The sequence below is a fragment of the Jannaschia maritima genome (genome assembly GCF_030973515.1).
Classification (GTDB): domain Bacteria; phylum Pseudomonadota; class Alphaproteobacteria; order Rhodobacterales; family Rhodobacteraceae; genus Jannaschia; species Jannaschia maritima.
The window spans coordinates 212,366-230,899 of sequence record NZ_JARGZA010000003.1 but is presented as its reverse complement, the minus strand read 5'-3'; the positions used below and the strand labels follow the sequence as shown (position 1 = coordinate 230,899).

Annotated in this window: 20 protein-coding genes and 1 pseudogene; 9 read left to right on the top strand and 12 right to left on the bottom strand. The window is 69.0% G+C overall.

All coding sequences use genetic code 11. The features are described from left to right. Positions 1-74 precede the first annotated feature (74 nt). Both P0084_RS04105 and trhO read right to left on the bottom strand, forming a co-directional pair. The gene (locus tag P0084_RS04105; protein ID WP_308915535.1) at positions 75-1,367 is read right to left on the bottom strand and encodes an NAD(P)/FAD-dependent oxidoreductase; all 1,293 of its coding nucleotides are present in this window, start codon (positions 1,365-1,367) and stop codon (positions 75-77) included. Then, entirely contained in the window at positions 1,364-2,266 is a 903-nt protein-coding gene (gene trhO, locus P0084_RS04100; protein ID WP_308915534.1) for an oxygen-dependent tRNA uridine(34) hydroxylase TrhO, read from the bottom strand. The genes P0084_RS04105 and trhO overlap by 4 nt, the downstream gene beginning before the upstream one ends. Before the next feature lie 61 nt (positions 2,267-2,327). On the opposite strand from trhO, the gene pncA reads away from it, so the two are divergent. Then, entirely contained in the window at positions 2,328-2,936 is a 609-nt protein-coding gene (pncA, locus tag P0084_RS04095) for a bifunctional nicotinamidase/pyrazinamidase (protein WP_308915533.1), read from the top strand. Positions 2,937-3,046: 110 nt separating this feature from the next. After that, positions 3,047-4,762, top strand: a complete 1,716-nt coding sequence (locus tag P0084_RS04090; RefSeq protein WP_308915532.1) for a BCCT family transporter — start codon at positions 3,047-3,049, stop codon at positions 4,760-4,762. Positions 4,763-4,890: 128 nt separating this feature from the next. On the opposite strand, the gene P0084_RS04085 is transcribed toward P0084_RS04090, so the two are convergent. Further along, entirely contained in the window at positions 4,891-5,745 is an 855-nt protein-coding gene (locus P0084_RS04085; RefSeq protein ID WP_308915531.1) for a DMT family transporter, read from the bottom strand. A 45-nt stretch (positions 5,746-5,790) separates the two neighbouring features. Beyond that, complete coding sequence (locus P0084_RS04080) at positions 5,791-6,042, bottom strand: response regulator transcription factor (RefSeq protein ID WP_308915530.1); 252 nt, start codon at positions 6,040-6,042, stop codon at positions 5,791-5,793. Positions 6,043-6,187: 145 nt separating this feature from the next. Here P0084_RS04080 and P0084_RS04075 point away from each other — a divergent pair, with 145 nt between their 5' ends. From P0084_RS04075 to P0084_RS04055, 5 genes are all read left to right on the top strand, one after another. Next, positions 6,188-7,912: a tetratricopeptide repeat protein gene (locus P0084_RS04075; RefSeq protein WP_308915529.1), complete on the top strand. Its 1,725-nt coding sequence runs from the start codon at positions 6,188-6,190 to the stop codon at positions 7,910-7,912. A gap of 61 nt (positions 7,913-7,973) precedes the next feature. Then, positions 7,974-9,266: a nicotinate phosphoribosyltransferase gene (pncB, locus tag P0084_RS04070; protein WP_308915528.1), complete on the top strand. Its 1,293-nt coding sequence runs from the start codon at positions 7,974-7,976 to the stop codon at positions 9,264-9,266. Positions 9,267-9,371: 105 nt separating this feature from the next. Further along, positions 9,372-9,947 (top strand): hypothetical protein, encoded by a 576-nt coding sequence (locus P0084_RS04065; protein WP_308915527.1) that lies wholly within the window; start codon positions 9,372-9,374, stop codon positions 9,945-9,947. Position 9,948: 1 nt separating this feature from the next. Continuing rightward, positions 9,949-11,142, top strand: a complete 1,194-nt coding sequence (locus P0084_RS04060) for a hypothetical protein (RefSeq protein ID WP_308915526.1) — start codon at positions 9,949-9,951, stop codon at positions 11,140-11,142. After that, a complete protein-coding gene (locus tag P0084_RS04055; RefSeq protein WP_308915525.1) occupies positions 11,139-11,270 on the top strand; it encodes a YHYH domain-containing protein in 132 nt (43 codons plus the stop codon). Before P0084_RS04060 ends, P0084_RS04055 begins: the two co-directional genes overlap by 4 nt. 257 nt (positions 11,271-11,527) lie before the next feature. Here the strand turns inward: P0084_RS04055 and P0084_RS04050 are convergent, their stop codons facing one another. From P0084_RS04050 to P0084_RS18575, 3 genes and pseudogenes are all read right to left on the bottom strand, one after another. After that, a complete protein-coding gene (locus P0084_RS04050; protein WP_308915524.1) occupies positions 11,528-12,295 on the bottom strand; it encodes a DUF1828 domain-containing protein in 768 nt (255 codons plus the stop codon). Continuing rightward, positions 12,292-12,786 (bottom strand): hypothetical protein, encoded by a 495-nt coding sequence (locus P0084_RS04045; protein WP_308915523.1) that lies wholly within the window; start codon positions 12,784-12,786, stop codon positions 12,292-12,294. Before P0084_RS04045 ends, P0084_RS04050 begins: the two co-directional genes overlap by 4 nt. Continuing rightward, positions 12,786-12,929, bottom strand: a pseudogene (locus tag P0084_RS18575) (IS1595 family transposase); the annotation flags it as partial. The gene P0084_RS04045 and the pseudogene P0084_RS18575, both read right to left, overlap by 1 nt. Before the next feature lie 450 nt (positions 12,930-13,379). Here P0084_RS18575 and P0084_RS04035 point away from each other — a divergent pair. Next, positions 13,380-13,661 carry a type II toxin-antitoxin system RelE/ParE family toxin gene (locus P0084_RS04035; protein WP_308915522.1) on the top strand — a complete coding sequence of 94 codons (282 nt, stop codon included), beginning with the start codon at positions 13,380-13,382 and terminating at the stop codon, positions 13,659-13,661. Between the two features lie 11 nt (positions 13,662-13,672). Next, positions 13,673-13,960, top strand: a complete 288-nt coding sequence (locus P0084_RS04030) for a HigA family addiction module antitoxin (RefSeq protein WP_308915521.1) — start codon at positions 13,673-13,675, stop codon at positions 13,958-13,960. A gap of 328 nt (positions 13,961-14,288) precedes the next feature. Here the strand turns inward: P0084_RS04030 and P0084_RS04025 are convergent, their stop codons facing one another. The 5 genes from P0084_RS04025 to smpB all read right to left on the bottom strand — a co-directional run bounded on the left by P0084_RS04025 (position 14,289) and on the right by smpB (position 18,532). Then, entirely contained in the window at positions 14,289-14,633 is a 345-nt protein-coding gene (locus tag P0084_RS04025) for a BrnA antitoxin family protein (RefSeq protein WP_308915520.1), read from the bottom strand. Positions 14,634-15,240: 607 nt separating this feature from the next. Further along, on the bottom strand, positions 15,241-15,849 hold the full coding sequence (locus P0084_RS04020; RefSeq protein ID WP_308915519.1) for a queuosine precursor transporter: 609 nt from the start codon (positions 15,847-15,849) through the stop codon (positions 15,241-15,243). A gap of 79 nt (positions 15,850-15,928) precedes the next feature. Next, complete coding sequence (locus P0084_RS04015; protein WP_374213591.1) at positions 15,929-17,104, bottom strand: amino acid aminotransferase; 1,176 nt, start codon at positions 17,102-17,104, stop codon at positions 15,929-15,931. Positions 17,105-17,106: 2 nt separating this feature from the next. After that, entirely contained in the window at positions 17,107-17,976 is an 870-nt protein-coding gene (sseA, locus tag P0084_RS04010) for a 3-mercaptopyruvate sulfurtransferase (RefSeq protein WP_308915517.1), read from the bottom strand. A gap of 76 nt (positions 17,977-18,052) precedes the next feature. Continuing rightward, positions 18,053-18,532: an SsrA-binding protein SmpB gene (gene smpB, locus P0084_RS04005; RefSeq protein ID WP_308915516.1), complete on the bottom strand. Its 480-nt coding sequence runs from the start codon at positions 18,530-18,532 to the stop codon at positions 18,053-18,055. Positions 18,533-18,534: the final 2 nt, after the last annotated feature.

The following is an 18,534-nucleotide window of genomic DNA, read 5'->3' as shown; positions in this document are numbered from 1 at the left end:
TGCGTCCGTCGCGGGCACGCGGCGATATCGCCGGGGCCGGGTCCCCGCACGGGGCGGGGACGTGTCCCGCCGTTCTATCCCAGCACCGACCCCGAGGTCGCGGCCCCCGTCCGCCTGCGCGACCAGAACCCCGTATCCAGCGTCACGCCTGTCCGCGGGGCGCGAACCTGCACCGGGTCGGCGTCCTGGTCGCCTTCCTCCCACACGTGGCGGATCACCTCCGCCATCAGGCGCCCGGCGATGGGGGCGCACTTGAACTGGTTGCCGCTGGTCCCGCAGGCCATGAAGAACCCGTCCAGCGACGACCGGTCGTAGATGGGGATCCAGTCCGTGCTGACGTCGTACAGCTCCACCACGCCCGACGCCTGGCGGGGCAGGGGCAGGGTGGGGATCCGCTGGGCCATGCGCATCGCCTGCACGTCCCATTGCGCGGTGAAGGCGCGGTCCACCGCGCGCTCGTCCTCCACCCAGTCCAACGGGTCGCAGGCTGGCTCCTGCGTGCCGACCAGGACGCCGCCGCGTTCGGGGCGGGAATAGACGCCCGCGTCGTCGTCCGACATGGGCAGCCCCGCCGCGCCGTAATCCACGCCCGGCGGTCCGGGCAGATGCACGACCTCCTGCCGCATGGGCGCGGTGGTGACGGCCATGTCGTCCAGGACGCCCGCAAGGGCGTTGATCCGCCGCGAGCCCGGCCCGGCGACGTTGACGACGACGTCGCCCGCCACCTCCGCCCCGTCCGACAGGACCACGGCCCGCACGCGGTCGTCCGCGCGTATCCCCGCGATCTCGCCCGTCACGGCCACGGCGCCCGCGCGGGCCGCGGCGTGCCACAGGTTCTGCGCCGCCAGCATCGGGTCCGACACGTATCCGCCGCCCGGCCAGAACACCGCCTCGCGCAGCGTCCCGCCGGTGGGTTCGCCGAAGCCTTCGTCCTCGGGTCGCCTGGCGGGTCCGTAGCGGGTCAGGTCCAGGAACGGCGTCCGGTCCCGCAGGGCGTCCGCGTCCCACCAGTCCCAGGGGATGCCCAGATCGTCCGACGCCGCCCGCTGCGCCGCCAGGCGGTCGTTGCCTTCGGTGGCCAGGACCAGCATCCCCGTTTCCCGGTAGGGCGCCAGCGGCGTGCCGGGGGGCAGGTCCACGTGGCCCGCCCAGTCGCGCCAGCCGTGCAGCCCTTCCCAGGCCAGGGCCGTTCCCATGCGGCTGGAATAGAACGTGCGGATCACCCCCGACGAGCCCGACGTGCTGCCATGCCCCGCCGCGGCGTGCCGGTCCACCGACGTCACCGCCCAGCCGTCCCGCGCCAGCTCCAGCGCGACCGCGCAGCCGATCACGCCGCGCCCGATCACGACCGCGTGCCCCGGGCTCATGCCGTGCGCCCCAGATGCAGCGCGCCGCGTGCGGCGGCACGGTCCATCTGCCGCATCCGTTCGCGGAACCGCGCGCGGTCGGCGTCGGAATACTCCCCGATGCAGGCGGCGCAGCTGACCCCGTCCTCCCAGGCCGGATCGTCGCGGCCCTCGGGCGGCAGGGGGCGACGGCAGGCATGGCACATCGCGTGGCCCGTGGGCGCCAGCCCGTGCCCCAGCGCGACCCGCTCGTCGAACACGAAGCAGCCCCCGCGCCATAGGCTGTCGGACCGGGGCACGGCATCCAGATAGCCCAGGATGCCCCCCTCCAGCTGCGCCACGCGCGCGACGCCCTGGTCCCGCAGCCAGGCGCCCGCCTTCTCGCACCGTATGCCGCCGGTGCAGAACATCGCCACGCGCTTGCCCGCCAGACGCTCGGCGTTGGCCCGCCACCAGTCGGGGAACGCGCCGAAGGACGCCGTGCCCGGATCCTCCGCGCCCGCGAAGCTGCCGATCGCGACCTCGAACGCGTTGCGCACGTCGACCACCACGCTGTCCGGGTCGCGCAGTACCGCGTTCCAGTCGGCGGGCGCGATGCGCTCGCCCCCGTCCGACACGTCCAGCCCCGGCGCGCCCATCGTCACGATCTCGCGCTTCACGCGCACCTTCAACCGCCCGAACGGCATCGCGTCGCTGTCGGACAGGCGCGGCGCGACCGGCGCGTCCAGCCAGCCGCCCAGCGCCTCCACGGTGGCCTCCACCGCCCCCGCCGATCCGGCCACGGTCCCGTTGATCCCTTCCGGCGCGACCAGGACGGTGCCCCGCATCGCATGGTCCCGGCACAGCGCGCGCACCCGGTCCCGCAGGCCGCCCGGGTCGGCTATGGGCACGAAGCGATAGAAGGCGGCGATCCGGACCATGCCGGTGGCGCTAGCCCGCCCGGCGCGCTAGCTCAAGCCGGACCGACGACCGGAGGACCCCATGCCCCAGACCGCCCTGATCGTGATCGACGTGCAGAACGGCTTCTGCCCGGGGGGCAACCTGGCCGTGCCGGGGGGCGACGCCATCGTGCCGGGGGTGAACGCGGCGATGGAGAAGGCGGACATCGTCGTGCTGACGCAGGACTGGCATCCGGCCGGCCATTCGTCCTTCGCGTCCACCCATCCGGGCCGCAGCCCCTACGACGTGATCGACATGCCCTATGGCCCCCAGGTGCTGTGGCCCGACCATTGCGTCCAGGGCACGCCCGACGGCGCGTTCCACCCGGACCTGGACGTGGATCGCGCGGACGCGATCGTCCGCAAGGGCACGGACCCCGCCATCGACAGCTATTCCGCCCTGTTCGAGAACGACCACCGGACCCCCACCGGCCTGCACGGCTGGCTGCGGGACCGCGGGGTCGGCGCCGTCGCGATGGTGGGCCTGGCGACGGACTTCTGCGTCGCGTACTCGGCCCTGGACGCGGCCCGGCTCGGCCTCGACGTGACGGTCGACCTGTCGCTGACCCGGGCCATCGACCTCGACGGCTCGCTCGACGGGGCGCTCGTGAAGATGCGCGAGGCGGGCGTGACCCTGACGGGGCAGCCGTGACCTGAATCGCGGCAGATGTCAGAAAACGACACCGAAGCGTCGTATTCTCCTTCCGTCGGCCGCCTTTCCGTCGCAGATTTGCCCATCGACCACATCGGGGAAGGATTCGCATGGCCCAGATCGAGCCGCCGCTCACGGATCTCGAGATCCACACCCACGACGGTGGGTTCTACAACGGCTTCGCCACCCGCGTCGCCATTCCGGCCAAGGTCGCCATATCGGTGCTGATCCTGTGGGCCATCGTCGACCCCGACAGCGCGGGCACCGTGCTGACGGGCATCAACGGCTTCATCCTGCAGAACTTCGCGACCTGGTACATCTACGTGATGGGCGGCTTCGTCCTGACCTGCCTGCTTCTGGCCGTATGGCCGGGATCGGGGTCGATGCGCCTGGGCAAGGACACCGACCGGCCCGAATTCGACAACTTCTCGTGGTTCTCGATGATGTTCGGGGCCGGCATCGGGGTCGGCATGCTGACCTGGGCCGTGGCGGAGCCGATCTATCACTTCCAGAACAACCCCCGCGTGATCGCCGGCCTGACCGCCGCCGCGTCGGAGGACAACGTCCTGTCGGCCTACACCTACAGCTTCCTGCACTGGGGCTTCTCGGCCTGGTCGTCCTACGCGATCATCGGTCTGGCGCTGGCCTTCTTCACCTACCGCCGCGGGCTGCCGCTGACGATCCGCTCGTCGCTGACGCCGCTGTTCGGCGACAGGCTTTCGGGCTGGCTGGGCCACATGATCGACATCTTCGCCGTGGTCGCGACCATCCTGGGCGTGGCGCAGACGCTGGGCTTCGGCGTCAACCAGTTCGTCGCGGGCATGAGCCGCATCGGCGTCGGCGACTGGCTGATCGACGCGGACGGCAGCCCGTCCACGGTGGGCATCGTCGTGGCGCTGGCCATCATCATGGGCGCGTCCACCCTGTCGGCGCTGTCGGGCGTGGGCAAGGGCATCAAGTGGCTGTCCAACCTCAACATGGGGCTGTCGATCTTCCTTCTGGGCTACCTGTTCCTGTTCGGGGCCACGCTGTTCGGCGCCTGGGTCCTGTTCGCTGGGATGTGGGACTACATCATCTCGCTGCCCGGGCTGCTGTTCTCGGTCGAGCGTGGCGACGGGATCGAGAACTCGGTGCCCGAGCAGCTGGCCGGATGGCAGGGCGCGTGGACCGTGTTCTATTGGGCCTGGTGGGTCGCCTTCGCGCCCTTCGTGGGCCTGTTCCTGGCGCGCATCTCGAAGGGCCGCACGATCCGCGAGTTCGTCTTGGGCGCGCTGATCGTGCCCGCGATCATGTGCTTCGTGTGGTTCGCCTTCGCGGGCGGCACGGCGATCAGCCTGGAACTCGACGGCACGGCGGGGGGCGCCATCTTCGCGGCCTCCGACGGGGACAAGATCTTCGCCATGACGAACATCCTGCTGGGCAACCCGATCCTGTCCTGGGGCATGGCGCTGATCATCGTGATCCTGCTGATGACCTACCTCGTGACCTCCGCCGACTCCGCGGTACTGATCGTGAACACGATCAACGCGGCGGGCGACGAAGGACCCAAGTCGCGGCCGCACATCATCTTCTGGGGCGCGGCCCTGGCCCTGGTGGTGGGGGCGCTGCTGATCGCGGGCGACATCTCGGCGATCCAGACGGCCATGGTGATCGGTGCGCTGCCCTTCAGCGTGGTGATGGTCCTGATGGCGATCGCCCTGGTCAAGGCGATCTGGATGGACGGCCGGCGCGAACGCGCGGGCGTGCCCACGACGATCCCGGAGGCGGCGGAAGCCAACGCCGCGGCCGCCGCCGCCGGCCCCAAGGGCGGCATCCCGGCGCAATAGGCCGCGACCCGGACGGGAAGGGGGCGTCGTGTGGGCGGCGCCCCTTTTTGCGTCGGGGTGGCGGCCCCACGGGCGCCGGGCCGCCCGCGCGGCGGCGGGGCGGGGATCCGGATGCCGCTCCGCGTCCGTCAGCCCCGTCCCGAGCGCAGCAGCGCCGCGCCCGCGATGGTCACCATCGTGGACACCACCTTCGCCAGATCCAGCCGTTCCCCCAGGAAGAACACGCCGATCAGCAGGGCGAACACGATCGACGTTTCGCGCAGGGCCGTGACCAGCGCGATGGGGGCCTGCGTGAAGGCCCAGATCACGATGGCATAGGCCGCGAATGACGCCGTGCCGCCCAGCAGGCCGTGCCGCACGGTCCGCCGGTCCCGCCAGGCGGCGGTCAGCGCGCCGCGCCGCGCGACGGCGGTCCACAGGGCGAACAGCACCGCGTTGCCCAGGGCGGCCCAGCACCAGTACCCCAGCGCCGTGCCCGCCACCCGGGCGCCGGTCCCGTCGACGATCGAATAGGATGCGATGAACGCGCCGGTCCCCAGCGCCATGGCCACGGCGCGGGGGTTGCGCCGCCCGTCGGCCCGCCGCACCAGTGCAATGGACACGATGCCGACGGCGATTGTCGCCACGGCCAGAAGTTCCGTCCCGGACAGGACCACCCCCATGCCCGCCACCGACACGACCGTCACGATCAGCGGCGCCACGCCGCGCGCGATCGGATAGACCTGCGTCAGGTCCCCCAGGCGGTACCCGGCGATCAGGAACAGCTGATACCCCAGATGCAGCACCACGCCGCCCAGGAGCCAGGGCAGGGAAGCGGCATCGGGCAGGGGCGCGAAGGGCAGCAGCAGCGCGGCGGCGGGGACGTGCCCGACCACCACGCCCGTCATCGCTAGGTGCTTGTCGCCCCCGCCCTTCACCATGGCGTTCCAGGCCGCGTGCAGCAGGGCGGCCAGAAGGACGGCGAGGAAGACGACGGCGCTCATCCGCCAAGCCTGCGGCCGCCGCCGGGGGCCGTCAACGCCGCAGGGTCACACGGGGGGCAGCCATCCGTTCTGCGCGGCGCGAACGGCGGCGGTGGTGCGCGACGCCGTGTCCAGGCGGTCGAGGATGCGGCGGACCAGCGTGTCCACCGTATGCACCGAGATTCCCAGGATCACCCCGATGTCCCGCCCGCTCTTACCGCGCGCGACCCAGATCAGCACCTCCACTTCCCGAGGGGTCAGGGGGCATTCGGCGAAGATGGGGGTCGCACGGACCGGCAGGGGGGCGTGGATGGACATCGGATCGGCCTCGCGTCGCTGGGATCGGGTGATTCCGGTGTGACAGTTGGGCACTGTGATTTGCAGGTTACCCCCGCTACGATGGCCCATGTTACCGTAACACGGTGCGTTACGGTCCCCTGGGGAGGGGCACATCGCAGTGACGATGCAGGTGCAGACCGCTCCGCCCGCCGCGGAGGACAGACGCGCCGCCGTGGCGCGCATCCTGGCCACCCCGGCGGGGCGCCGGGTCACCCGCACGGGCGAACTGCTGCGTTATCTGGTCGAGGCTCAGATCGAAGGGCGCGAGGTGACGCCCTATGCGGTCGCGTTCGACGTGTTCGAACGCGACACCGACTTCGACCCCGGCAGCGATCCCATCGTGCGCGTCCAGATGGGCCGATTGCGCGAATTCCTGCGCCGCCAGGCGGACGACGCCCCGGCTGGCACGTGGGTCCCGCTCCTGGAACCCCGCTCCTACTCGCCCGAATGGCGCCACGCCGGGACCGGACGTCCGGGCGCCGCCGAAGGGGTGGCACCGCCTCGCCCGGCGGAAGGGGCACGGGCGCGCTGGCCGCTCCGGGCCGGCGTGGCCGCGATGGTGGTCCTTGCCGTCGTCGCGTCGGCGTTGCTCCTGCGACCCGCCGCGGCGCCCGTGCCCGTGGCCGTCGCCGAGCCGGCCCTCGCCGACGCGCCCGTGCTGGCGGTCCTTCCGTTCACCACCTTCAACCTCGATCCGCAGGACGAGTATCTGGGCCCCGGCATGCAGCAGCAGCTGGGCGTCGACCTGTGGCGGTTCGGAACCGTCCGCGTCCTGCTCGTGGACGACGCCACCGACCTTGCCACCACGCCCGGCGGCACGATCCACGCCTCCAGCGGCACGCCCGTCGACTATCTGCTGTCGGGCGCCGTGGTGGGCGTGCCGGGCGGGGTCACCGTCCGCGCGCGGGTGGACAACGTCGCCCGCGGCCTGCGCGTCTGGCAGACCGCCAAGATGGAGCTGGGCGAGGACGGCGGCTATGCCCGGGTGGTGGACCGCGTCGCGCGCACCATCGCCACGGGGCTGGGCCAGCCGCTGGGCCCCATCGGCCAGGACGTCATCCAGGCGATCGACGACCGGCACGACGACCAGCCGCGGGACGCGTATCTCTGCACCCTCGCCTATGCCGCATGGGAACGGCAGGGCGCCAACGCGGAGTTCGAGCGCGTCCGCGAATGCCTCGCCGCCCTGGCCGAACGGGGGATCGAGACGACCGCGACCCTGTCCGCCCGCGCCTGGATGTTGGCCCTCTCGGTGGACCCGTCCCGCCTGCTCTACGACCCCGACGACCCCGACGGCCACATCGCGGAGGCGCTCGACCTGGCCCGCAAGGCGGTCCGCCTGGATCCCACCGACGCGGTCGCCCAGGAGCGTTTGGGCCTGGTCCTGTGGGTCGCGGGGGAGGAGGAGCAGGCCATCGAAGCCTTCCGCCGCACCGTCACGCTCAATCCCGCGCAGCCGCGTCATCGCGCCGACCTGGGCCTCTTCCTGTGCCTGCGCGACCAGTGCAACGAGGGGTATCCCTATGCGTCCGAGGCGCTGGAGCTCGCGATCGATCCACCGACTTGGTATCGCACGACGCCGGTGATCCATGACCTGCTGAAGGGGGACTGGCAGGCCGCCCTGCAGGGCGCGCGTCGCTTGATCCGAAGCACGGACGACAACAATTGCGGCTACTACGCCGCCGCGGCCGGCCACGCGGGCGAGCGGCCCATCGACCCCCGCTGCGTGGCCGTCCTGCGCGACACCGCCGCGAAGCGCGGCGACGCCCTGGCCGGCCTGCGCTTCTGGGTCCGCGGCGACGAACTCATGGACGTCCTGGACGACGGGGTGGCGAAGGTCGGCTTCTGACCGCTTGCCCCCCGGCCCCCCACCCGCCACAACCGGGCGGCGGCACCCGGGGGGACGACCGATGACCGACATCGCCACGCGCGTCTGGAACCACAAGTGGAAGATCGACCCGATCGTCCGGTCCCTGATCGACACCGACTTCTACAAGCTGCTGATGTGCCAATCGGTGTTCCGCAACCGCCCGGACACGCGCGTCACCTTCTCCCTCATCAACCGCACCACGCGCATCCCCCTGGCGAACCTGATCGACGAGGGCGAGCTGCGCGAGCAGCTGGAGCACGTCCGCACCCTGCGCCTGTCGCGCGGCGAATCGACCTGGATGCGGGGCAACACCTTCTACGGCAAGCGGTCCATCTTCTCGCCCGCCTTCATGGACTGGTTCGAAGGGCTGCAACTGCCGCCCTACCACCTGGACCGCGTGGGCGATCAGTACGAACTGCGCTTCGAAGGCCCCTGGCCGGAGGTCATGCTGTGGGAGATCCCCGCCCTGTCGATCCTGATGGAGCTGCGCTCGCGCGCCGTGCTGCACGACATGGGCCGGTTCGAGCTCCAGGTCCTCTATGCCCGCGCCATGACGCGGCTGTGGGAGAAGATCGAACGCCTCCGCCCCCACCCGTCCCTGCGCATCGCCGACTTCGGCACCCGCCGCCGCCATTCGTTCCTGTGGCAAGACTGGTGCGTCCAGGCCATGAGCGAGGGGCTGGGCGACCGCTTCACCGGCACGTCCAACTGCCTGATCGCCAAGAACCGCGATCTGGAGGCGATCGGCACCAACGCCCACGAGCTGCCGATGGTCTATGCAGCGCTCGCCCGCGACGACGCCGAACTGGCCCGCGCGCCCTACGACGTGCTGGCCGATTGGCACGAGGAGCACGACGGCAACCTGCGCATCATCCTGCCCGACACCTATGGCACGCAGGGCTTCCTCGACCGTGCGCCCGACTGGCTGGCCGGCTGGACCGGCATCCGCATCGATTCGGGCGACCCGGCGGAGGGGGCGGAGACCGCGATCCGCTGGTGGAAGGCCCGGGGCGAGGATCCGCGCGAGAAGCTGATCATCTTCTCCGACGGCCTCGACGTGGACCGGATCGAGGCGCTGCACGAGCAGTTCCACGACCGCGTCCGCGTGTCCTTCGGCTGGGGCACGCTTCTGACCAACGACTTCCGCGACCTGGCCCCCGGCGACGCGCTGGCCCCGTTCAGCCTGGTCTGCAAGGCCGTGGCGGCCGACGGCAAGCCCACCGTGAAGCTCAGCGACAACCCCCGCAAGGCGATGGGCCCCGAAGGGGAGGTCGACCGCTATCGCCGCGTGTTCGGCGTGGGCGCGCAGCGGGAGATGGAGGTCGTCGTCTGAGCCGCGCAAGGGGGGTAAACCTTACCCTGTCGGTCGGGAAAATCCGTTGACAGACAGGGCCGAGGTTGACGTTATGTCAGCGTAGTCAACCACGCTCCGTGACCCATGACCGATTCCGCCGCTGCCAAGGACGGGGATCGGGACTCGAAGATCGACGCCGTCTTCGAGACCACGATCGTCGCAGCCGTCGCCCTCGCGGCGCTGATGCTGTTCCTCGCCCCCACGGCGTTCGGCGCGGCCATCCTGCTCTACGACGCGACGGGCAGCGAACCGGCGATCGAGCTGCTGCAGGGCATCTCCGTCGTCTATGGCCTGGCGGCCGGGGCGCAGGTCGAGTTCATCCGCGACCTGTGGGTGGCGTTCCCCGCCCTGATCGCGGGCCTCCTCTACGCCTGGCCGCGCAGCCAACGCGTGATGCTGGGCCTGCTCGCGCTGCTGATGCTCGCGGTCGCGATCGGCAACTCCGTCGTGCTGGAGATCTTCCCCCACGACCCCGACAGCCCGCGGTTCCGATCCATCGTGGAGGAGATCGCCGACGGCGCCCCCCGCGCGCCCGCCATGGTCGGCACCCTGGCCGAACAACTGAAGCTGACCCGCTCCATCGCCGTGCCCTTCGTGATGGTGATCGTCGGGCGGACGCTCGCCAAGGGCAACCGCCGCAAACCCGAACGGGAGGATTGACATGACCCACTTTCGCGGGGCGATGGCCCCAACCGTGCTGGCGGCCCTGTGGACGGCGGTCGCCGCGACCGTGGCGCCGGCGCAGGGCGTCCGCCTCGCCGTGGTCCCGCTGGGCATCCCCACCGACGGGGACGGCGTGTCGCTGCATTCCGTGACCGAGCATGCCGACCTGATGGACGAGAACGTCCACGTCTTCGACTCCTTGCGCCCCGACCGCTGGTCCATCCCGGTCCGCCCCACGCAGTTCCGCAACGACGCCCGCCTGCGGATCGCGCATGACGGGGCGCCCGACACCCCCCTGGCCACGATCGGCATCACGCTGCCCTACATGGCCACGGGCGAGGAGAAGGCCATCGTCCAGGTCGTCGAACGCCACGACGGCGCGAAGGTCCGCGCCGCCTACAGGAACGAGGCCCTGGCCAAAGGGCCCATCGACTGGATGTCCAACATGGTCCACGCCGCCCGGCAGGTGGATTCCGTGACGGGCGGCGGCACGCTGACGGTGGACGAGATCTCGCCCGTCGTCGCGCGCGGCATGGTGGTCTATGCCAACTCCGTGTCGCGGTTGGTGGAGAAGACGAACTGGTTCGACTTCCCCTCCGACCTGGAGCAGCGCCGCGACCTCCTGTCCCTGGCCCGGACGCGGGCCACGCGGGACGAAGGCTTCCAGGTCAGCGCAGCACGCCTGGAACGGGCGGAGCGGGAGCTCGATGCCGCCGCCGGCATCCTCTACGGCCGGTACTGGCAGGCGATAAAGGACACGAACGCGAACACCCGCTGCTTCGGGACCTTCCCCGTCACGCTGGCGTTCCACGATCACCTGCGGGGGCTGGATGCGGAACTGTACGACACGATCGTGGACACCGTCGGGTTCACCCGCACGCAGGTCCTGTCCGAAACCGTCCGCTGCTTCCGGATGCTCTTGTCGCGCGACGGGGCCGCGCAGTTCGCTCTGGACGCGGTGATGGAGGAACCGTTCGGCGGCAACGACCCCCTGGCCGTCCTCGCGGCGCTGCGGAACCGCCTCGACGACACCCGGTTCGCGATCCTGTCCGACCCCGACGTGGCCGCCGATCCCTTCGATCCCGAATGCAGCCCCGCGGGCGTCTCCATTAAGGGGCTGACGACAATCTGCGCCGACCTCGCCTACCTCGATTCCGTCCAACCCGACCTGATACGCGGAGCCTCCCGATGACCCACCCCCTCGCCCCCCTGGCCCTCCTCCTCACCCTCCTGACCCTCGCCCCCGCACTCGCCCACGACGGCGACACCGACGAACGCGGCTGCCATCACAGCGAGAAGGAGGGGTATCACTGTCATTGAAGGGGGGGTGGGACCGGGGGTAGGAGGTTCCTGATCCGCCTGTCGGTCGACTCCTAAGCTTTGGCGATTACATTTTTGATAAACAACGCCCTGCACAAGTAGGGCTTTCCGCCTAACTGCCCGATCAGCCGTCGAACTTAGCGGCGTCCTTTGACTTGGGCTTCACCAACTTCCCTAGCTTCGCGTTGAACTTCGCTTCGTCGTCGTCCGTCTTAAGTTTGCGGGCGGCTTCCTTAAAGCGGTCTAGTTGGGTTTTGTTATTGGACATATCTCTGAACCTTCTTCATGACCTCCTCGCGACCGCCAGACCAGACAGCAGGCGTCAGATCTGAATTAAAGGCAATCTCTCTGCTTTGGTGAGTGATCGCACCCTTATCCAAATTCTCATAAATTAAGAATGGCACGATGTTGGCCACATTATGCTTCTGTAACTCCATAGAGAAGAGAACCGCGCGCAAAACAGTTACGTCATTTGTTGCGGGGAAGACTGCCGCCGTCTTTCCACTGCCGGCCCTCACAACAATATCAACGGTATAATGCGGTAACTCTGGTATCAGCGCCTCAGACACTGAAACAGATGTTTCGCTGAAGGTATCCTCCAACGCCCTGATCAGGTCTTCCCTGAACGTGCTTTTAACAATTTCACGATTAAGAAATAGCAGATCCTGGACGCGCGCCAGAAATGTCAGAAACGGAAGCGCCAAAGCTGCAATCTTGGATTTGGGTACCCATTCGGTGCAAAACAATCCGTCCTCTTCCTCAAGCACAACCCCATGATCTCTTAGAAGGCCAGAGAGTATCTCCATGCGGTTCTCCGACGTGAGATCAACGCCTTGCCCCTCAAGGTCAAACAAAAGGCTCCCGCTGTCCTCAAGGCGAGCGCGCTCGCCTTCGACCCTTGCATAAAAACTAATCGTGTCGCCTGAGAACCACGTTACAGGGGTCGAGATTGCGTAGCCAACTGGAACCTTGTGGACTATGAGACCGTCGCAAAAGGCGGCGCATATTTCTTTCTGTAGGTTCACAGGAAGCCGCCTCCCTTTGCGAATCGATAGCGCGCTGCCGCGAGGGTGAGCGCGCTATCTTCGGTTACGTCAAACGGCACGGAGCATTCATCTTTTGAGAACGATGGCCATACCGACATTAGATTTTTGTCCCTGAGTACGCCTGGGAACGTATCATGAACATTACCACGTATCAGGTGGCAATGCCAGTTCCAATGATCCGTATGAAGTTCGTGAAAACAAACAACTTTCAGCGTTTTCCCAAACTTCATCGCAAGCGTTGCTCGATAGGACTCTTTTTCCTCACTTATTGCCACCAGTACAATGAATTCGTGACCCAAGGCTAAGAATGTGACCGTTCGCCATTTCCAGCCTCGGCCGAGAGACAACTTGTTCCGCGTGAGTGGAAACCTTGCCTTTGGAATTGCACCCGTTTCCCAAGCGCCGGTTTTCACATCGGACTTGTCTGCACGGATAATATCTCCAACTGATAAAGGAGCCGGGTCTGGCATCAAATTGTCACAACTTCTGGGTCAGGCCGTCGATAGGTTAGTCTCTTGCCAACCGCGCCACTCAGAGCGAGCGCGCCGCGTTCAGCGTCTTCTACCCCATTGGCAGAACGATGGTTATAGCGGAAATCAAGTTCCGCCGCGTAGCAGGCGTAGGGTGCGTGTTCATCACGCACCACCAGTAGGTAGGGCGGGGTTTCATCCCGCCATCTCCGTGTCATAGGCAGGAAGCAAGCGCGGGGAGGGCATCCCATGCCCTCCATCCTGCGCCCTCGGTCGCCATCGAACGGCGAGCATGCGACGTCCACCCTACGAACGACGTTACGATCTCACACCCCGGCCCAATGCCGCGGCGAACCAAGCGGACACCACCCGCCCCCTGACCGTCCCGCGAACCCGGATCGAACCACTGCCGGACGGCACGACCGCGGTGACGCCCGACACCGCGCTCCGCCTCGCCCGCGCCTTCGGGACGGCCACACATCGGATGCCCCTTCCGTCGAGCCCAGATCACGATCGGTTTGCTGGCCCTGGAATCACGGCAGGCGAACGACGTACCGATGGACATGCGTATCATGCCATGATGCAGCCATGTGATGATCCTATCGACGAGGGGAAAGCGAGCCACCCTGGCAGTGCAGGGTCGATACGGCAAGGGCTTCCCCGCAAACCTGGTGCGGCGGACGCGTGCCATGCTCACCGCCCTCGACGCCGCCACGACGGTCGAGGATCTGCGCTTCCCTCCCGGCAACCACCTGGAGGAGTCGAGGGGAGACCGTGCCGGGCAGCTTTCTGTCCGGATCAACCAGCAATGGCCCATTTGCTTCGTTTGGACCCCGAGCGGTCCCGCCGAGGTCGAGATCGTCGATTACCATTGAAGGAACGCGACATGAGCCTTCTGCAAGACCCGATGCATCCCGGTGAGGTCCTCGCGGCCCTCTACCTCGAACCCCTGGCCCTCACCCCCATCGCGCTCGCCCGCCGTCTGGGCGTCCCCCGCACGCGGATCGAACGGTTGGTGAAGGGTACGACCGGCGTGACGCCCGACACCGCGCTCCGCCTCGCCCGCGCCTTCGGGACCACCCCCGCCTATTGGATGAACCTCCAAGTCAACCACGACATGGCGCGGGCGCGGGCGAACACGGACCTGTCGGGCATCGACCCCCTCGTCGCCTGATCGCCCGCGCGCCGCCCCACCCCCGCATCCCCGGCCTCGCGCCGGGGCCTCCCTCCACCTCGGACGTCGGTCCCTCCGGCCGGGTCACCCACCCGGCACCCCTCACCACCCGCCGGACGCCGTCGCCCGAGCCCCGTCATTGCCGGCCCCGACCCGGCAATCCACCCGACCCCATGCGCCGATCGGTGGATCGTCGGGTCGAGCCCGACGATGACGGGGCCAGCCCGACGCGTCCGGCCCTACCCGGGCCGCCCACGGCGTCGGACGATCACCCTCGCCGGCTCGTGGAACGACATCGCCGCCGAGCGCGGTGGGGCCGGGCGTCCCGTCACGGCCGCGCCTTGCCCAGCCACTTCTCCCGGTACGCCTCCGGCAGGTCCTCCCCCTCCATCATCCCGGACAGCCGGGCCAGCATGAACGTCCGCAGGACGGCGTTCATGCGCGGCCCGTATCCGTCCCCCATCGCGCGGAAGAACTTCAGGACGTCGTCGTCCAGGCGCACCGTCACCCGCGTCTTCGCCGGGGACCGCGTTTCCCAGATCTCCTCCCACTCGCGGGGCAGGCGCATCTTGACGGTCACGTCGTGCATCAGGTCCCATTCCAGCCGGCTCATCTGCCGGAACAGGTCGTTCAGGTGGTCCCGCTTCTTGCCCTTCACGTCGGTCGTCCGCATCGAAGCCTCCCCGGATCGCATCGCGGACCGATCTGGGGCGGAGCGGTTAACGGACCCTCACCGCACGGTGGTGGTGAACGATGGATGAATCCGGGGGGCGACGTCGCGTATGTACGGGGGCGGAGGACCGGTCGCGCAGCGACGGGCCGGTCCGGGGGACCGGCCCGAGGACCGCAGCGCGGACCGCTCCAGCGGTCCGCCGGACCACCCCCCGCACGGAACGCCACCGCACGGCAAGACCGTCGAAACGCACGATGCCGCGTCTGCTTAGCGGTATGCACGGGGGGTGTACGGGGGGTGCACGGGGGGTGCATGCGTCCTTTTGGCAACACTCCCGCGACCCGTTGCGCGGCGTTGCGCGGACCCGCGGCATTCGACGCAAACGAAGAAGCCCGCTCCCAACGGCCGGGAACGGGCTTCCGAAAGTCAGGAGGCGGGGCCGGTTAGAGTGTACCCCAACTCACTGAAATCCTTGCGGTAAGGGCTGCCTTACGCACGGACCTCCGCGGTTGTCCCGACGCCTCTCTCCAATACCTTTCTAGACACTGGATCACCTCCTTTCGCTATGTTGCCGATAGGGGGGAAGTTGACATCGCGGACGCTCCAGTCAACCCCCCGACGGCGCGATTCCCGTGCGGCGCGTCATCACCCGGAACGGCACCAGCGCCAGCGCCGCGATTCCCAGCTTCACCGCCCAGTCCGCCAGCGCCAGCGCGACCCACAGGGGCCCCGCCGGCGTCGGGTCCTGCGCCCAGCCCACGTCGCCCCAAGCCGTTGGGAACGAAAGGAAACCGGCGAAGGCGATCGTGAAGAACAACGCCGTGTCCACGCTCGACCCGATCAGCGTCGACGTCAGCGGCGCGCGCCACCAGGCCCCGCCCCGCAGCTTCGCGAAGACCGCGACGTCGATCAGCTGCGCGGCCAGGAACGCGACCCCCGACGCCAACGCGATCCGCAGCGTGACGAGCGGCCCGAACTCTCCCACGACCTGCGTCCCGATCAACGAGCAAACCAACCCCGTGCCGAAGCCGGCCAGGACGACTTTGCGCGCGAAATCAGCGCCTTGCCGGCGGTTTGCGACGTCGGTGACGAGGAACGCCAGGGGATAGGTGAACGCCCCCCAGGTCAGATAGCCGTCGGCCAGCAGGAACTGCACGCCGATGTTGGACAGGACGACGATCGCCGCCATCGCGGCGACATAAGGAAGGAAGATCATGGACTTGGACCCGTTTTGACATGGTGGCAGGCGACATGGCCCCGAAGGGCAGGCGCCGCCTAACCCCATGGACGGGGGCCTACAACCCCACCGCCACCAGCGCGCGGGCCAGGATCGGAACGGTGCCCGCGTCAAGCCCCGCCAGGTTCATCCGCCCGTCGCCCACCACGTACACCCCATGCTCGTCCCGCAGGGCCGCCACCTGTTCGGGGCTGGCGTCCAGCCGACTGAACATGCCCTTCTGCGCGGCCACGAACCCGAACCGGTCGGACCCAGTCAGGTCCCGCATATCGTCTCTAAGTCGCTGACGTAGAACGGCAATACCGCCCCGCATCTCCGCCAGCTCGCCTTCCCATTCGGCGCGCAGGGCGGGGTCGTCCAGCACGGTCTGCACCACCCGCGCCCCGTGATCGGGGGGAAAGCTATAGGTCAGTCGGTTCAAGGCCTCCACCGCCCCCTGCACCCGCGCCCGGTCGCCCCCCCGCACGATCAGCAGGCCCGCCCGTTCCCGGTACAGCCCGAAGTTCTTGGAGCACGACACCGCCACCATCCCTTCCGGCACCGCGTCCAGCACGGTCCGCAGGCCCGCGGCGTCCCGGTCCAGCCCGTCGCCCAGCCCCAGATAGGCGAGGTCGATCAGGGGGACGGCGCCCGTCGCGGCCAGCGCATCCGCGATGCGTGCCCAGTCCCCGGGCCGCGGGTCCGCGCCCGTCGGGTTGTGGCAGCACCCGTGCAGCACCACCACGTCCCCGGCCTTCGTCCGGCCCAGATCGCGCAGCATCCCCTCCAGGTCCACCGCCTGCGCGGCCGGGTCGAGGTACCGGTACGACCGCCGCTCCAGCCCCACGTGCCCGGCGATGGCGGGGTGGTTTGGCCAGGTCGGGTCCGGCAGCCAGACCGTCGCGCCCGCGTTCCCCATCCGCACGAGCTGCAACGCCTGGTGCACCGCCCCCGTGCCCCCCGGCGCGGCCGCCATGGCCAGTCCGTCCAGGTCCGCGTCCGCGCCCATCACCAGCCCCGCCAGCGCCCGGGCGAAGGCCGGATCGCCCGGCAACCCGGTATAGGTCTTGGTGTCCTGCGTTTCCAACAGGACGCGCTCCGCCGCCTTCACCGCGCGCATGACCGGCGTGCGACCCCGGGCATCGCGATAGACGCCCACGCCCAAATCGATCTTGTCCGACCGTGGGTCGTCCCGGAACGCCGCCATCAGGGCCAGGATGCCGTCCGGCTTGGCTTGCGGCAGTCCGTCCAACAGGGTCATGCGCCCACCTCCACGTCCAGGTCGGGGTACATGCCCCATTCCGCCCACGACCCGTCGTAGAGCGCGTGGTCCCGCGCGCCCATCCGGGCCAGTGCCAGGTTCACGATCGCCGCCGTCACGCCCGACCCGCAGGTGGTGACGACGGGCTTCGACGGGTCGATCCCGGCCTCCGCGAATGCGATGCGCAGGTCCCCGGGCGCCTTCATCGTGCCGTCCGCGTCGAACAGCGTGGCATAGTGCAAGTTGCGCGATCCGGGGATGTGGCCCGCCCGCAGGCCGGGGCGCGGTTCGGGCGCCTCGCCACGAAACCGCGACGGTCCGCGGGCGTCCACGATCTGCGGGTGCCCCAGCTTGGAGGCGCGGGCCACGTCGGTCACGTCGCGCATCAGGGTCGGGTCGGGCGTCACCGTCATGTGCCGGTCGCGGATGGCGGTGCGGTCCGCCGTCAGGGGCCGGCCCTCCGCCCGCCATTTCGAAAGGCCGCCGTCCAGCACGGCGGCCCGCCGCCCGAACACCCGCAACAGCCACCACAGCCGCGGGGCGCTGAACTGCCCGCGCTCGGCCCCGTCGTGTACGACGATCGTGTGTCCGTCGCCCACCCCGATGCGACGCATCCGGGACATGAACTTGTCCACCGGCGGCGCCATGTGCGGCAGGGCGGAGCGTCCGTCGCTGACCTCCTCCAGCGTGAGGAAGCGGGCGCCGGGGATATGCGCGACCTCGTACTCCGCGCGGGGGTCGCGGCCGCTGTCGGGCATGTACCATGACGCGTCGATCACCCGCAGGTCGGGCGACGTCATCCGTGCGGCCAGCCAGTCGGTCGAGACCAGGGTCGCGGGGTCGTCGGGCTTCGCGGCGGTGGACATGACGGCACCATCCTTTCCGCGGGGGCCGATACCGGGGAAGGGTGGGCCGCGCAACGACCCGTGCGCGATGGGGGCGTCAGGAATGCTCCCGCAGCAGACGCGCCTTCTGGCGCTGCCAGTCGCGCTTGGCGGACGTTTCGCGCTTGTCGGCCTGGTTCTTGCCCTTGGCCACGGCGATCTTCAGCTTCACCATGCCCCGGTGGTTGAAGTACATCACCAGCGGCACCAGCGTGTACCCTTCCCGCGCGGTGGCGTTCCACAGCTTCGCGATCTCCTTGCGGGACGCCAGCAGCTTGCGGCGGCGCTTCTCCTCGTGGCCCCAGGTTACGGCGGGGGCATAGGGCGCGATGTAGCCGTTGGTCAGCCACAGCTCGCCGTCCTTCACCTCGCAATAGCTTTCCGCGATGTTGGCCTGGCCCTCGCGCAGGGACTTCACCTCGGACCCCTGCAGCATGATGCCGACCTCGATGTCGTCCTCGATGGCATAATCGTAGCGCGCGCGCCGGTTCTCGGCGACGACCTTGTAGTTCTTCTCGTCCACGGTCTTCTTGGCCATGC

What these genes read in the sequence shown, in the direction of transcription:
- P0084_RS04060 (WP_308915526.1), top strand. Translation starts at nt 9,949, where the DNA reads ATGACCCACTTTCGCGGGGCGATGGCCCCAACCGTGCTGGCGGCCCTG.
- pncA (WP_308915533.1), top strand. Translation starts at nt 2,328, where the DNA reads ATGCCCCAGACCGCCCTGATCGTGATCGACGTGCAGAACGGCTTCTGC.
- P0084_RS04020 (WP_308915519.1), bottom strand. Translation starts at nt 15,849, where the DNA reads ATGATCTTCCTTCCTTATGTCGCCGCGATGGCGGCGATCGTCGTCCTG.
- trhO (WP_308915534.1), bottom strand. Translation starts at nt 2,266, where the DNA reads ATGGTCCGGATCGCCGCCTTCTATCGCTTCGTGCCCATAGCCGACCCG.
- P0084_RS04085 (WP_308915531.1), bottom strand. Translation starts at nt 5,745, where the DNA reads ATGAGCGCCGTCGTCTTCCTCGCCGTCCTTCTGGCCGCCCTGCTGCAC.
- smpB (WP_308915516.1), bottom strand. Translation starts at nt 18,532, where the DNA reads ATGGCCAAGAAGACCGTGGACGAGAAGAACTACAAGGTCGTCGCCGAG.
- P0084_RS04090 (WP_308915532.1), top strand. Translation starts at nt 3,047, where the DNA reads ATGGCCCAGATCGAGCCGCCGCTCACGGATCTCGAGATCCACACCCAC.
- P0084_RS04065 (WP_308915527.1), top strand. Translation starts at nt 9,372, where the DNA reads ATGACCGATTCCGCCGCTGCCAAGGACGGGGATCGGGACTCGAAGATC.
- P0084_RS04055 (WP_308915525.1), top strand. Translation starts at nt 11,139, where the DNA reads ATGACCCACCCCCTCGCCCCCCTGGCCCTCCTCCTCACCCTCCTGACC.
- P0084_RS04045 (WP_308915523.1), bottom strand. Translation starts at nt 12,786, where the DNA reads ATGCCAGACCCGGCTCCTTTATCAGTTGGAGATATTATCCGTGCAGAC.
- P0084_RS04035 (WP_308915522.1), top strand. Translation starts at nt 13,380, where the DNA reads ATGATCCTATCGACGAGGGGAAAGCGAGCCACCCTGGCAGTGCAGGGT.
- P0084_RS04080 (WP_308915530.1), bottom strand. Translation starts at nt 6,042, where the DNA reads ATGTCCATCCACGCCCCCCTGCCGGTCCGTGCGACCCCCATCTTCGCC.
- P0084_RS04075 (WP_308915529.1), top strand. Translation starts at nt 6,188, where the DNA reads ATGCAGGTGCAGACCGCTCCGCCCGCCGCGGAGGACAGACGCGCCGCC.
- P0084_RS04105 (WP_308915535.1), bottom strand. Translation starts at nt 1,367, where the DNA reads ATGAGCCCGGGGCACGCGGTCGTGATCGGGCGCGGCGTGATCGGCTGC.
- pncB (WP_308915528.1), top strand. Translation starts at nt 7,974, where the DNA reads ATGACCGACATCGCCACGCGCGTCTGGAACCACAAGTGGAAGATCGAC.
- sseA (WP_308915517.1), bottom strand. Translation starts at nt 17,976, where the DNA reads ATGTCCACCGCCGCGAAGCCCGACGACCCCGCGACCCTGGTCTCGACC.
- P0084_RS04025 (WP_308915520.1), bottom strand. Translation starts at nt 14,633, where the DNA reads ATGCGGACGACCGACGTGAAGGGCAAGAAGCGGGACCACCTGAACGAC.
- P0084_RS04030 (WP_308915521.1), top strand. Translation starts at nt 13,673, where the DNA reads ATGAGCCTTCTGCAAGACCCGATGCATCCCGGTGAGGTCCTCGCGGCC.